Below are 12,896 nucleotides of genomic sequence, written 5' to 3'. Positions count from 1 at the left end.
GAGTTCTCGCAGGCGAACCGGCGGACACATAACCGCGGCACGACAGTGCGTCCGGCGCTCGGTACATCGGCGGGAAACCGCAGGCAGGACCCGTGAACACGACTGGATCATGTCGCGCATCCGGTGGCTTCGCCGGTGAGGCGGCAAGCCGTGAAGCCGGTCATGGCGAGGCGGACCATGGCTTCGGGGCGTCCGGAGACGGTTTCGGAGTCGCGGGCCAGCCGGCGGTGGGGCATCAGCCGGCCATGTCGAACTTTCAGTGTTCGGCGGCGGCCCGGAATTCCTGGGTCAGGGAAGCGATCTGCTGGACATCGAGGCCATCAGTCACGTTGCTTACGAGTCCGCCGACGGTCCCGGAGTCGGCCCAGGCACAGAGCAGTTCGACGTTGTTCCGTCCGCATCGCATCTTCCCGCCGACCGAACCAGGATTGACGACTGTGGCGTCGGTGATGCGCGCTCCGGCCATGAGATTTATGTCCTCGTAGTCAGCCGAGTACTGGGCGAGCTCCTGTGCGAGCTGCGGATCGGTGGTGCTGGTTTCGCTGAAGGCCTCTACCACGGGCTGAGTAGGCTTGCTTGCGGTGGTGTAGAAGACGGCGGCGTAGTGCTTGGGAAGCTTCCCGGCTATTTGAGCGTTGAGCCGGTCTGCTTGCGTGCCGGTCATCAGCCTGTACCTGCCGAGGGTGGTCGGCGGGGTGATGGTCAGATTCGTCGGCCCCTCGGATGCAGCGCTGCCGAAGTCGTTGGACCGGTGCATGTAGGGCACGGCCATCGCCACGGCCGCCACAACGATGGCCACAGTGCCGATGACGACTCGACGGGTTCGCTCCCGCGCGAGCTTGGCCGTGGTCTCCAGATCCTCGGGGATCGTTACCGGTTTGGGCTGACGCCACTTACGGGTCGCCGTCCAGAGGATGACGATGGCGATGGCGGCCAGGATGAACGGAGCCAGGACCTGTCCTGCCTGGTAGGCATCCGAATGTGTGTCGACAGCGGCAGACATGGAGAGAGACTAGGAGGCCTGAATGAGCATGTCCATGCCGTCACGTTTCGATCCGCTATCGATCATGTTCCAGAGTGAGGCACACCGGTCTTCCACGACCCGAAGTGTTCGGGTATATCGCGTCACGGCATTCCGGACGAGGAACTTCAAGGGTTGTGAATGAGGAGGGTCGTTCGTCGGCTGGCGAATGAGTCGCGCGTCCGGATGCCGCAGCGGGTAGGGGCTGCGGACCATCGGCGTCGGGACAGAACGTGGCGGCATATGATCGGCCGATGAAGGACACCGTCTTACCACGTGTGAGTGCATTGCCGTCCGCTCCCGCCCTCGTTCTTCGTCCCTGGTCCATGGAGGACGTTGCCGCACTGGTCGAGGCGTGCCAGGATCCCGCACTGCGTCACTGGACGAACTCTGCCGTGGAGAACGAGGCTGACGCGATGCGCTGGGTCCAGGACCAAAAGCGGAGATGGGCGGCGGGGACCCGGTTCGGCTTCGCCGTGCTGGAAACGCAATCCGATTCAAACCACGGACAGTTGGTCGGCAATGTGGCCGTCAAGGACGTAGCAGTCGGCAAACCTTCGGCTGAAGTGGGCTACTGGACCGCGGCGCACGCCCGCGGTCGGGGTGTGGCGCCCCGCGCTCTGGAGATTCTCACCGACTGGGCTTTCGACACCTTCGGGGCCGGCGGACTGGAGCGTCTCGAACTCCTGCATCAGGTGGACAACCCGGCCTCATGCCGGGTGGCACAGAAGAGCCGGTACGACTTCGACAGAGTGCTGCCCGCAGCGCCGCCGTCCTTCCCGCTCGATGGTCACCTGCACACACGGTGCAGGGACGCCTGAATTCCGTTCGCTTTCTTCGGATCGGGTGAGGCTGCTCATGCAGCGAGGGTCTCGGGGCCTTTCGATGAGGAGGCCGGGTTCGACGCGCATTCCGGTACCGACGAATGCGACGAGGTAGGCGCATTCACGGCCCGGCCTGGGCGGACTCGGCGAGCTTGAAGACGATGGCCAGCCCGGCCGCGCGGCTGCGACGCCCTTCGTAGCGCAGGAGAAGGAGCAGGCCCGCAAGGCCGTCGCCGCCTTCGCCGACAGCACGGCGCCAGCGAGGACTACCCCAAAGCCATCAAGAAGGGTACGGACGACGAGGACGAGCTGCTGGCATTCTTCATCCCGGCTGATTTGCGGGGGCCAGCCCCACCTGGCGCCCGGGTGGCTGCTCTATCGATCGTAAGGGCGTGGGCGGGTTGACTGGCAGAAGCCAGGACAGAGTTGGGTCGAGTAGCGAGGTGTCAGCGTGGTGGGAAAACGTACGGCAGCCGTGGCCTGCATGGCGGCACTCATGGCGTGCGGGGTGGGCGAGATGCCGGCCGGGGCGCGCTCGGCGGGCGGCGGCTACCCGGTGGGGGAGCTGCCGCGGGATCTGGCGGCGGTACGGACTGCCGCCGGCGGCGACGTGAACGTGGTGGCCCGGGTCGATGGGCCAGGCGGTGCTGTGCTGCGGGCGCGGTACGGGACTGCGGGCGTGGGCTCGACCGCGCCCGTGCCGTGGGACCCGGAGTTCCGGGTGGCGAGCACCAGCAAGACGTTCACGGCGGTGGTGGTGCTCCAACTGGCCGCGGAGGAGCGGCTTTCGCTGGACGACACAGTGGAACGATGGCTGCCGGGGGTGGTCCACGGACACGGTAACGACGGCTCGCGGATCACCGTACGCGACTTGCTCCAGCACACCAGCGGCATCTACGACTACATCACCGATCCCGCCATACAGGACAAGCTGCTGAACCATTTCGACGAGAGCCGGTACGACGCCACCCCGCCCTCCCAGCTTGTCGCGATCGCAATGCGACATGCCCCGCTCTTCACCCCGCCGTCGAAGGGTTCGCCACGCCGGTGGGCGTACTCGAACACCAACTACCTGCTGGCAGCGATGATCGCGGAGAGGGCGGGCGGCATGGGCTGGCGGGAGCTGGTCGAGAACCGGATCATCGCCCCGCTTGGCCTGCGGCACACCTATGTCCCCGGTGAGAACCCGTATCTGACAGGCCCCCACGAGCGGGTGACCATCGACGGCCCCGGGGGCGTACCGGTGGACCTCACCGAGGAGAGCTATCAGCACACCGCGGACTCCGGAGTGGTGAGTACCCCGTCGGACCTCGACACGTTCTTCCGCGCACTGGCCGCCGGTCGGCTCCTGCCCGCCACGCAGTGGGCGCTGATGCGACAGACGGTCCCCTACGACGACCTGCCGGTACCGCCCGAGGGCAAGCGGGGCGGATACGGACTCGGGTTGCGGGTCGTGCCCCTGACCTGTGGGGGCGCCTACTACATGCACGAGGGCGATGGCTTCGGGGTGTACGGACGGCCGGCGGTCAGCGCGGACGGTCGGCGGGCGGTGACCGTTTCGGTGACGTCCACCACCGCGCTCGTCAACGAGGACCGGCTCAACAAGGCCGTGCAGACCCTCACCGACCATGCACTGTGCGCGGTCCGGCGCTGAAGCGTGTCTCGGGCGCCGTGGTGGCCCCGGCACAGTCGACGGCGTCAGGCGCGAAGCACGGCTGGACCACTCTTCGCGCGGTCTGTATGGAGTACTTCGACGTCGCGCATGGCGACGAGGGTCTTCCCGGAGCGGGTCGCCATGACCACCTGGGTCCGCAGTCCTTGTGCGGGCAGGGGCGGTGCTGCAGGCAGCCGGAGCGCCCTCAGCACCGCGTCAACGGCTTCCGTCGGCGGACGGAGTTCCTGGACGAGCAGAGGCAGGGGCGTTTGGGAGTCCCGGTGATCGAGTGAGCCTGCAGGTGTTCGCTTATGTGTAGGAGTACACAGCCACATACGGTGAACGTGCTGCGGAACGTGGCTGCTCAGTATCGGCGCAGCCGCGGCCAGAGCACGGGCCATGGCTGGTCCGGCCCTGCGCAGAGCACCACGGCCGCGTGCTGCTCCTGGTTCGCGGTGCCGTGCCCGTTGTCGACGCGCGCCACCGTGTGGCAGGCGTGGAAGTGCTGTTGCAACTCGGGATAGTCCGCCGGGTGGACGAGCAGCACCGGTCCGGTGGCGGTGGCCGAGGGCGGGCCCCAGGCGTGCAGGCCCATGTGGCCGGAGTACGGTGCGGGCAGGCCGAGGGCGGGCCCGTACCGTGCGATGGCCCCGGCCTCGCCGTAGTTCGCGGTCAGCAACACGGCGGTGGCCCGCTGGTCGGCGGGGATCGCCTCCCAGCCGGTGGCGGTGGCGCTTACGAGCTGGGGCCAGCCGACCTCCTCGCCGAGGTCGGGGTCGACGGCCATCGGCACGCTCAGCTCCGATGCGGGCAGCACTGGCAGGGCGGCCAGCGCGCTGGTGAGCAGGGCCGCGAGCATTCCGCCTGCCAGCTTGGCGCGGTGCTCGCGGATCCAGTGGGCGTAGGGCTCGCAGCCGGCGGCACTGATCGCGTACAGCAGCGGAATCGGGTAGTACCCCTTGCCACCGCCGGCCAGCACCAGCAGGCACAGCAGCACCCAGGCCACCGCGATCGGTCGGGCCCAGCGCAGCTCCGGTCGGCGCGACAGCCGGCTCAGCCCGGTCAGCCACAGGGGTGCCAGCACCGGCGAGAACTGGAGCAGTTGCATCGGCAGGGCGAGCAGGCGCCCGCCGATCCCGACATCGGCGCTGATTCCGTGAGCTACCGTCAGCTCGGGCCAACCGCGCACGGCCTGCCACCACAGGGTCGGGATTGCGAAGGGCAGCGCGGCGAGGACGGCGGTCAGCGGGCCCAGCAAGGCGCGTGGACGTGGTACGAAGAAGCCGCGCGGTCCGGCCGTCAGCGCGCCCAGCGCCAGGGCCGGCAACAGCCCCAGCACCAGCAGCTTGTTCAGCAGCGCGATCCCGACCAGCGCTCCCAGCGAGGGCCAGTAGCGGAATTCGCCCGTGCGCAGGAGTCGGAGCGTCAGCAGAATGATCGCCAGCCAGACCGTCAGGTCGAAGGTCGCGGTGGAGAGCAGGTGGCCGATTCCGAGGGTGTAGCCCGAGCAGGCCGCGGCTCCTGCCGCGAGTACCTGCCCGCCGCGTCCGGCGCCCAGCTCCCGGGCGATCAGCGCGGTGAGCGTGATCGTGACCGCGGTGAGCAGGGCGGGCAGGATCCGCACGCCGGTCGGGGTGGAGCCGAAGAGCTCAGCGCCGAGCCTGGCCAGCAGCGGGGTGAGTGGTGGCTGGTCCGGGTAGCCCCAGGCCGGGTGCCGGCCGGCGAGCAGGAAGTACAGCTCGTCGCGGTGGAAGCCGTAGCGGCCCGACAGCGCGATCAGCAGCGTCGCGGCCGCAGCCGCGATCCCCCCGACCGGCCCCGCTGCGAACCTCCGCAGGCACGGCTGCGCATCCCCCCGCATGTGCATGTCGGCATTCTGACAGTCCGGACGGGGTCGGAGAAGGTCCCAGAAGACGGACGATGGATCGCTCTCTGCTGGTGAACGTTGAACCGCCCCGGGTCTGATGGAGGCTCCGGACTGTCCCGAGTTGGGTGGAGTCATCCTCGGTGCCGAGTTTCTGGCCGATACCGGCGGCGACATGACCGGTTTTGGCACCTCCCGACCTGCTCGCTGGCTCCGGTGGCGCCGCCCCGTCCCGCGCGACCCCGGCACGATCAGTGGCAACCTGCTCCGCCCACGGCGGTACAGCCGTCGGTTCCAGCGCGTCTTCTGCACCTCCGCACTGTTCAGCATCCGAAGGCGCGACGACCCCCGCCGCTTCTACGACCGCAAACGCGCCGAGGGCACACGCCGCACCCAAGGCGTCCCCGCTCTCGCACGCCGCCGCGTCAACGTCCTCTGGGCCCTTCTGCGGGACGGACGATGCTACGAACCCAAGCCGCCCGCAGCCTGCGCGGAGTCTCGGTGAACACCGGCCGTCCTCACGATGGTGGCTGCGTTCAGCGCGGCCGGGCAAGGCGATCACCACCCCGCCGGTCGGATGCGGCTCGGACGAGCGGGTCCCCATACGTGCGTCGGCCTCCGCCTTGGGGTCGCACCGGAGCGGCCGGGATCACCCGCTGGAACAACTCCCCCACCCGTCCGGAACCGGCCGCTCACCATCGCAATCAGGACAGCCGGCCTAGTGATCAAGCCAGTTGAGACGCCGCCTGAATGTCTGAGGGCACTCCAGTTCTGTCGGCGATGACCAACTCGTACTTGTGTCGTGCCTGGCCCCGGTGGGCGCGAACGTTGCCTACTGACGGGGAAGGTTGGCCAGGTTCGGTGGGGGAGACGGGCGAGCGTGGCGGGTCAGGCGTTGTGTCGGCTCCGGGCTTGTTCGATCTCGTTGATGTGGGTTTCCGCCCACTGCCGGAGCGCGGTGATGGGCTCGGCCAAGCTGCGGCCGAGGGACGTGAGGTCGTAGTCGACCCGGGGCGGGATGGTGGGGTGGACGGTGCGGGTGACGAACCCGTCGGCTTCGAGACTGCGCAGGGTCTGGGTGAGCATCTTCTGCGAGACACCCTCGATGCGTCGGCTCAGGTCGGTGTAGCGCATGGTGCCCTCGAGGAGGGCGTCCACGATGAGGACCGTCCACTTGCCTGCGATGTGGTCGAGCACCTGACGGGTCGGGCACTTCGCCGAGAAGGCGTCGGCCGGTAGCCCGGAGGACTCCACGAAGGTCTTCATGAAGGGAGAGTAACGCACCAATTAGTGCCCTCTTCCGCATGGAGAGTCACTCTCCAATAGTGAGTGTCATGACACCTCACACCATGTCTGTCGCCGAAGCCATCCGCACCCGCCGCACGGTCCGCCACTACCGCCCCGATCCGATCCCCGCGGCCGCCCTCGACACACTCCTTGCTCTCGCCATCGAGGGACCCACCAGTTGGAACCTCCAGGACCGGTCCATCGTCGCCGTCGCCAGCGACGAAGGTCGTCAGGGCCTGGCCTGGGCCACCGGCGGACAGCCTCAACCACAGGAAGCGCCGCTCATGCTGGTCTTCGTAGCCGAGCCGCTGGCCTGGCGCGACGACCACAGCGACGTTTACGACCAGGCTCGCCGCAGGGGAGCGTGGAGCGAGGAGTTCGTCACGATGTTCTCCGCAGCGTCGCAGGCGTTCCAGACAGATCTCCAGGAGCGTGGCCTGCTGCGGGAGTACGCGGTCAAGGACGCGATGATCGCGGCCAGTTACGTGATGCTCGCCGCCACGGAGATGGGACTTGCCACCTCGCCGATGAATGGCTGGGACGAGACCAAGGTGAAGAAGGCGATCGGCATCGGCGATCGCGGCGACCTGGCAATCGCGCTGCTCATGTCCGTCGGCTATCCGGCAGAGGAACGACGCCACCCCGGTCGTCGGGCCCAGGAATGCAACGTCTTCCACGAGTTCTACGGATCGCCCAGGAATGCCACTCGCGCTGAGTAGGAATCGGCCGGGCATGGCATCCACCGGCCCCGTCCCGCGCACGTCCTGGCCGCAGCCCGCGTCCGCCATTCCGAGGCGCGTTCTGGTGTGTCGCTGCTGTACGGTCACCCTCCTGCTGACACTCAGGGCCTGCGCACGCGCGACGGCAAGTGGGGGCGATGCACCCCCCCCGCATGGTTGATCCGGTCCTGCTGTCCCTTCGCCGGGGCGACTCAAGTGACTCAAGGAGTGGGCCGACTGACTCAAGGAGCTGACCGACGCCATCCGGCTGCGAGCGGTGCTGTACCGGGCTCCCAAGCCGCCACCGGCCCGGTGCCATTCGCGGCAGTACCCGCGGTGGGCGGCGGTGTCGGTGCGGTTCTCGCGTCCGCTCCGACGCCGCGCCCGGTGAGCGCGGCGCGCTTCTGCCTGCGTGCTTCGGCGGTCAGGCCGTCCCGCTTTGCGGCCACCGTTCCCTGGTGAGCAGGTCTGAGGGGCCGTACCGTGCAGGCTCGGCTCCGCCGGGTGCGTCCAGGGACTGGCGTACCGCCGTTAGCTGTTGGGCAAGGTCGGGGTGAGCGCGGCGCAGCCTGCCGAGGTCGGCTCTTGGCTGGGAGAGCTCGCCCCGGAGGATGCCCTCCGCAGCCCTGTGGGCCGGGCCATGACCGGACGCCGTCGCTCTGGAGGCCCGCAAGGCAGCCCAGGCCGAGACCGAACCCGGCCCCGGAGCAGGCCAGCTGGCTCCGGCAAGCCGCCGACGACGCTGCCCTCCTTGCACGAGTGGCGCCTTGCTCATCTTCCGCCGGACACCATGCCGCTGCCCTCGGTGCCCCCCCATGACCAGTTGCTGCGACGCGCGCCGCGGAAGCGGCGGTGACCACCGTGACGTAGAAGCGCAATGACCCTGCCCCGCCGGCGAGGATTGACTGATCAGGCCGCCGACGCCGCCGTCGACAGTGCCTGCCGCATGCTGCGGCTTCCGTCGAGCCGCAAGGAGTTCCCCGACATCGCCACCGGCACCGACTCCTACCGCCTTGCCGGCACCCGGGCTCGGGCCGAGGAACGCGCCAAGGCCGGCTGACACCTGCCATCCCACGCCGGGCGGTGGAATGACCTACTCGCCGGCGCGGGCCACAAGCAGCGGCTGGAAGAAGCCCGTCTCGCGCGGCATCCGCCACTCAGGGTCGACAAACCCGGCCTCGGCTGCGAAACCGGCCAGCCGGTCTTGGCCGAGCGCCCAGTAGGTGGTCCGGCGGACCTGGACGCGCCATTCTCCGCCTGCCGGAAGGAGCTGGAAGTGCTCCAAGTCGTAGTGCTCGCCGTTGTCGTGCCAGTGCCAGAGCTGGAAGGTGACCGTTCGCTCCCCGCCGTCGGTGCATTCGTCGATCCAGTGGACTTGCGGAGGCATCGAAGTCGGGCGGTCGCGCAGCAGGTCGTCATAGGGACGTGTGCTGACCAGCAGCAGGCCAGCGGGTCGCAGCACGCGGCGCATCTCGGCCAGTGCGACGCGCACATCCTGCTCCGTCAGCAGGTGAGGCAGCGAGTTGTCGGCGCAGACGACGGCGTCGAACCGGCCACCGGGAAACGGGAGGCGCCGCATGTCGGCAGCGGCCGCGCGCAGGCTCAGGCTCCGGAGGGCGGCCTCACGGGCAGCGCGGGCGGCGGCACGAGGGCTGAGGTCGGTCCCGGTGACCCGGTGCCCGCGCAGGGCCAGGCCGATCGCCTGCGTGCCGATGCCGCAGGAACAGTCAAGCACCGCCACACGATCCCGACCGATCAGGGCGTCCAAGGCGTCCCCCTGCCGACGGATGCTCGCGTCCCAGTCGGGGTAGATCAGGTGGTAGTCATCGGCCAGTTCGTCGTAGAAGCGCGCCACTGACGTCTCGGGCATGGCCCGAGATTACCGTGCCGATTCCCCGGAGGTGCTGGTCGCCCCGTGATCGGCGCGAACCTCGTCACCGACGACAGTGCCGCCATATTTCCCGTGAACTTCCGCCAGCGCGCTGATCGCCAACTGCTGTCGACACTCATCGACAAACGCTGCCGCTGAACGTGAACGAAGCCAATCAGGCCGGTACGGGGTACCACTCCCGAACGTCGGGTCATCGTAGGCGGCCGACAGGGGGCGGAGGATCGACCATGAGTCGGCGGACGCCTTCTACGCCCAGCTCGAAAGCTCGACTCGGACAGTGCCGACGGGGGTTGGTCGACCGACGGTCTGACCGGTGATTTCAGCCCGCTCGGTATCGGGCTGACAGGCATGGCCGGGGCCATGGACGCATGGGTCGAGCTGCCGCGCGCCCGCTTCGCGAGGGATGCGTACGACGGCAGTCCGCCCTACGTGGTGCGGCTGTCCTATCGGCCCCGGGCCTCCACTCCGCCGGCGGAGGACGCTGGCGAGAACGTACGGCTCGCGACGGCGAAGGCTGCCGTTCTCTCGCCAACCGGGCGGCCTCATCACTCGATTGCAAGGCGGGGCTTCCTCAGCCGAGCTGCCGCATGACGCTCAGTCGACGTCGCAGCCGTTCCCCCGCGGGCGGCGATGTGGCCTGCCAACGTCGGCGCTGCCGCCGAACGCGGATGTGGAGCAGGAGTCAGGGCGACCGGACAGCCCGTCAGCGTCTGTACCCTGCACGGGGGTGGGGGCGACCTCGACGTCATCACCATCTCCGACGACCTGGGACTGGCCCAGTCCAGACCGTCGCAGGCTTGCCCGCACGCTCCGATCCGGGCGGCTGCTCACACCGCGGTACGACGGGTACGACGGGTGCGCCGGGTGCGCGGGGTCATGACGGGACAACGCGTCCGGCGCCGATGACGCTCCATGACCTCCCCATACCGTCGATCATGGGGGCGGGGTGTACCCGGCCCCGTGTCAGGAGGTTCTCGGGTCATCCGCAGCTGTGCTGGGGCCCTTCTCTCCTCCTGGGGCAGCCTGACTGGGGCGGCCGTGGCCGGTCTCCGGGCCGGTCGCAGCCCGTTCATCGCGGCAGAGCGGTCGCCGGCGGGCCATGCTCGGCCAGGGGAGTCCGAGGGATCGGAGGAGGGGCTCGTTACTCACTTTCGGGTGAACGCTGTCGTCGTGGTGGGATGACGGGCCCGGCCAGACGGTTGCCTCAGGCCTGTATGTGCAAGGCGCCTGAGCCTGACATGGATTCAATTCGGTACATACAGGACTTAGATGGTTGTTACAGGTGTAAGTAACGGGAATTTGCAGGATTGGTAACGCCCTACGCATTTCCCTCACAGTGTGGGGGAGTCGGGTGCAGGGTGTGGCTGTGCGGCCGACCGGCTGCACACCAGCACAACACATCCAGCTGGCCTGCGGTTTTACTGCCGCTTCCGGCCCGGGTGTGGGCACCCTTGAAGGGGGACCTCGTGTCCGTTTCTTCTTCTGTCCGTCGCGTGACCGCCGTCGCCACTGTCGCGGCTGCTGTCGTGGGCGCGGTGGCGCTGCCGGCCGCGGCCGCCGACCACCGCACCGGCTACCCGCGTCACACGGTGGTGTACATCAGCGGTGTGCGCTACGACTCCCCGGGCCGCGACGACCGCTCCAACCGCGCACTCAACAAGGAGTGGGTGGACATCACCAACTCGACCCGCCGAGCGGTGAACCTGGAGGGCTGGACCCTCTCCGACGAGGACGGCCGCACCTACACCTTCCACCACGTCTGGCTGGACGGCCGTGCCACGGTCCGGGTCCACACCGGCTATGGCCGCGACACCCGTACGGACGTGTATCAGGACCGGCGGCGCGAAATGTGGGAGAACGACGGCGACACCGCCACCCTGCGCAACGAACGCGGCCGCATCGTCGACGCCGTCTCCTGGGGCCGCGACGACGACCACCGTGGCGGACACCGTCACTGACCTGAGGGTGGGTGACGCCGGCTCATAGCCGCCTCCACAGCGCGCAGGTCGCCTTCTCCGGGTGCGGAGGAGGCGACCTGTGGTGTGTGGCGGGCTATGTGAACCAGTAGCGGACGCCGTGGTGGTGGGGGCAGGTGCCCTGCCCGTGCCGCGAGTAAGACAGCGAGGCGTCCACGCACGTCGCGGTCTCGTACATGTCCTTGGGCTTTTGGTGGTGCGTCCGGCCGCACACGCCGGTGGTGTCGGGGATGCAGCGGTGGGCGGTGTTGTCCCGGTGAACGTGCTCGGTAAGCCAGTCGAGGATGATGGCGGGGTGTTGGCCAAAATAGAGGCAGTGCAGCCCGGCCCATCGAGGCCCAGAGCTGTCCGAGTGCGCTCGGCGGTAGGCACCGTGGTGGTGCTCTGGCAGGGGGCTCTTGAGGCCGTAGGGCGAGAACACCTTGTCGAGTGGACAGTGGATGAGGACATCGCATGGGCAAGGAACGCCTGGCCAAGTGCCTCCGGTTTCCCTGAGTTGCGGGAAGACGGTGACCGCATTGTCTTTCGTGGCCGGCTGAGCCTCACTGAAGACGGCGGGGGTGTCCTGGAAGTGGACGGCGCACTGATCCAGTTCGATCTTGCCGACCCGCCCCCGCCCGAAGCTGTCCACGGGTCGTGGGTCGAGGTCCGTGTCGCACAGGACTTCGTCACCGTCTGGCCCTACTAGGGGCCTGCCTGACAAATGATCACTGAGCGGGTCTCTTGTGTCTGGTGCTGTTTGACTTGCTGCGATGGCATCGGCCAGCGATTCTGGGCCGGTGCCAGGACAGCGGAAAAGGAAGCGGCAGCAAGAGGCCGCGAGGCGGCAGCTTGCCGCGTGCGACGCGGTGGGCGCGGGGCTGTGGAAAGTGATCTTCGAGACCCAGGACGAGGCGGAGTGGCGGGCTTATGTGCGCCGTCTGCGCGCTGGGGAGATACGGATCGACGGATCGGTGCTCAGGGTCGACACGCTGTGCGGCCGTCTGGTGCAGCCGACCACTTATCGGCTGAGTCTGTTCGTGACGGACCCTGCCTGCGAGCCCGGTGTTGGAGACCGCGACCATTGATCTCGTGGTGGGTCGCGGGGAGTTGGCGGATGCGGCGTGGGAGCGGATGGCTCCGTTCATACCGCAAATGGGCGGGGCCGCGGCCGTGGCCGGGTCACCGGCAGGGGGTGAACCAGGTGCTGTGGCGGTTGCGGACCGGGGTTCCCTGGCGTGATCTTCCCGAGCGCTGGGGTCCCTGGTGGACCGTGTATGAGCGGTTCGCCCGCTGGGAGTTCGCCTGCTGGCAGGCGGACGGAACCTTGGCGAGTCTGCTGGAGCATGTCCAGGCTCGAGATGACGCGGTCGGCGCCGTGGAGTGGACGGTGTCGGTGGACTCCACGATCAACCGGGCCCACCAGCAGGCCGCCGGAGCCCGCAAAAGAGGGAAACGGGCCGGGACGAACCCTGCGAGCGCGGGGGCGTTGGTCATGGCGAGGTGGGTCAGACGCAGCAGCACGAGGGGCCAAGATGCCGCCCGGCCCTGCCCCCCTGAAGATCCCGCAACGAGCAGCGACCCGGCCAGACATCGGCCCTCAAGGCTGCCCCCTGCACGGATGATGTGTCGGCATCCGCAGTGTCACGCTGTCACACGACATCCGTGGTGGGGCGGGGTT

General features: G+C 68.5%; 10 protein-coding genes and 3 pseudogenes. 7 read left to right on the top strand and 6 right to left on the bottom strand.

Annotated features, from left to right (window positions below):
- Window positions 1-256: 256 nt before the first annotated feature.
- Window positions 257-1,003, bottom strand: coding sequence for a hypothetical protein (locus ACWDEN_RS21985; protein WP_450859926.1), 747 nt, complete (start codon window positions 1,001-1,003; stop codon window positions 257-259).
- Between the two features lie 272 nt (window positions 1,004-1,275).
- Between ACWDEN_RS21985 and ACWDEN_RS21980 the strand changes: the two genes are divergently transcribed.
- Together ACWDEN_RS21980 and ACWDEN_RS21975 are read left to right on the top strand one after the other, a co-directional pair.
- The gene (locus tag ACWDEN_RS21980; RefSeq protein ID WP_450859925.1) at window positions 1,276-1,842 is read left to right on the top strand and encodes a GNAT family N-acetyltransferase; all 567 of its coding nucleotides are present in this window, start codon (window positions 1,276-1,278) and stop codon (window positions 1,840-1,842) included.
- Window positions 1,843-2,296: 454 nt separating this feature from the next.
- Window positions 2,297-3,499, top strand: a complete 1,203-nt coding sequence (locus tag ACWDEN_RS21975) for a serine hydrolase domain-containing protein (protein WP_450859924.1) — start codon at window positions 2,297-2,299, stop codon at window positions 3,497-3,499.
- 364 nt (window positions 3,500-3,863) lie between these two features.
- Here ACWDEN_RS21975 and ACWDEN_RS21970 read toward each other — a convergent pair whose 3' ends face one another.
- From ACWDEN_RS21970 to ACWDEN_RS21960, 3 genes and pseudogenes are all read right to left on the bottom strand, one after another.
- Window positions 3,864-5,366, bottom strand: a complete 1,503-nt coding sequence (locus ACWDEN_RS21970; protein ID WP_351612894.1) for an ArnT family glycosyltransferase — start codon at window positions 5,364-5,366, stop codon at window positions 3,864-3,866.
- 575 nt (window positions 5,367-5,941) lie between these two features.
- A pseudogene (locus tag ACWDEN_RS21965) lies at window positions 5,942-6,037 on the bottom strand (IS5/IS1182 family transposase); the annotation flags it as partial.
- A gap of 214 nt (window positions 6,038-6,251) precedes the next feature.
- The gene (locus ACWDEN_RS21960) at window positions 6,252-6,629 is read right to left on the bottom strand and encodes a winged helix-turn-helix transcriptional regulator (RefSeq protein WP_450859923.1); all 378 of its coding nucleotides are present in this window, start codon (window positions 6,627-6,629) and stop codon (window positions 6,252-6,254) included.
- An 83-nt stretch (window positions 6,630-6,712) separates the two neighbouring features.
- On the opposite strand from ACWDEN_RS21960, the gene ACWDEN_RS21955 reads away from it, so the two are divergent.
- On the top strand, window positions 6,713-7,369 hold the full coding sequence (locus tag ACWDEN_RS21955; RefSeq protein WP_450859922.1) for a nitroreductase family protein: 657 nt from the start codon (window positions 6,713-6,715) through the stop codon (window positions 7,367-7,369).
- A gap of 877 nt (window positions 7,370-8,246) precedes the next feature.
- Window positions 8,247-8,360 (top strand): annotated as a pseudogene (locus tag ACWDEN_RS21950) (IS21-like element helper ATPase IstB); the annotation flags it as partial.
- A gap of 102 nt (window positions 8,361-8,462) precedes the next feature.
- On the opposite strand, the gene ACWDEN_RS21945 reads toward ACWDEN_RS21950, so the two are convergent.
- Window positions 8,463-9,239 carry a class I SAM-dependent methyltransferase gene (locus tag ACWDEN_RS21945; RefSeq protein WP_351612888.1) on the bottom strand — a complete coding sequence of 259 codons (777 nt, stop codon included), beginning with the start codon at window positions 9,237-9,239 and terminating at the stop codon, window positions 8,463-8,465.
- 1,514 nt (window positions 9,240-10,753) lie between these two features.
- Between ACWDEN_RS21945 and ACWDEN_RS21940 the strand changes: the two genes are divergently transcribed.
- The gene (locus tag ACWDEN_RS21940) at window positions 10,754-11,218 is read left to right on the top strand and encodes a lamin tail domain-containing protein (protein WP_351612885.1); all 465 of its coding nucleotides are present in this window, start codon (window positions 10,754-10,756) and stop codon (window positions 11,216-11,218) included.
- A 94-nt stretch (window positions 11,219-11,312) separates the two neighbouring features.
- On the opposite strand, the gene ACWDEN_RS21935 is transcribed toward ACWDEN_RS21940, so the two are convergent.
- A complete protein-coding gene (locus ACWDEN_RS21935) occupies window positions 11,313-11,867 on the bottom strand; it encodes a hypothetical protein (protein WP_351612882.1) in 555 nt (184 codons plus the stop codon).
- Window positions 11,868-11,988: 121 nt separating this feature from the next.
- On the opposite strand from ACWDEN_RS21935, the gene ACWDEN_RS21930 reads away from it, so the two are divergent.
- Both ACWDEN_RS21930 and ACWDEN_RS21925 read left to right on the top strand, forming a co-directional pair.
- Window positions 11,989-12,303: a hypothetical protein gene (locus ACWDEN_RS21930; protein ID WP_450859921.1), complete on the top strand. Its 315-nt coding sequence runs from the start codon at window positions 11,989-11,991 to the stop codon at window positions 12,301-12,303.
- Window positions 12,304-12,307: 4 nt separating this feature from the next.
- Window positions 12,308-12,704 (top strand): annotated as a pseudogene (locus ACWDEN_RS21925) (transposase); the annotation flags it as partial.
- Window positions 12,705-12,896 lie beyond the last annotated feature (192 nt).

This window comes from Streptomyces sp. NPDC001153 (assembly GCF_053598315.1).
The sequence above is the reverse complement of the archived record's forward strand: the minus strand, read 5'-3'. Positions and strand labels throughout refer to the sequence as shown.

Excerpts from the sequence above, each read along its gene's own strand:
- ACWDEN_RS21985 (WP_450859926.1), bottom strand. The coding sequence starts at position 1,003 with ATGTCTGCCGCTGTCGACACACATTCGGATGCCTACCAGGCAGGACAG.
- ACWDEN_RS21980 (WP_450859925.1), top strand. The coding sequence starts at position 1,276 with ATGAAGGACACCGTCTTACCACGTGTGAGTGCATTGCCGTCCGCTCCC.
- ACWDEN_RS21970 (WP_351612894.1), bottom strand. The coding sequence starts at position 5,366 with ATGCACATGCGGGGGGATGCGCAGCCGTGCCTGCGGAGGTTCGCAGCG.
- ACWDEN_RS21960 (WP_450859923.1), bottom strand. The coding sequence starts at position 6,629 with ATGAAGACCTTCGTGGAGTCCTCCGGGCTACCGGCCGACGCCTTCTCG.
- ACWDEN_RS21955 (WP_450859922.1), top strand. The coding sequence starts at position 6,713 with ATGTCTGTCGCCGAAGCCATCCGCACCCGCCGCACGGTCCGCCACTAC.
- ACWDEN_RS21945 (WP_351612888.1), bottom strand. The coding sequence starts at position 9,239 with ATGCCCGAGACGTCAGTGGCGCGCTTCTACGACGAACTGGCCGATGAC.
- ACWDEN_RS21930 (WP_450859921.1), top strand. The coding sequence starts at position 11,989 with ATGGCATCGGCCAGCGATTCTGGGCCGGTGCCAGGACAGCGGAAAAGG.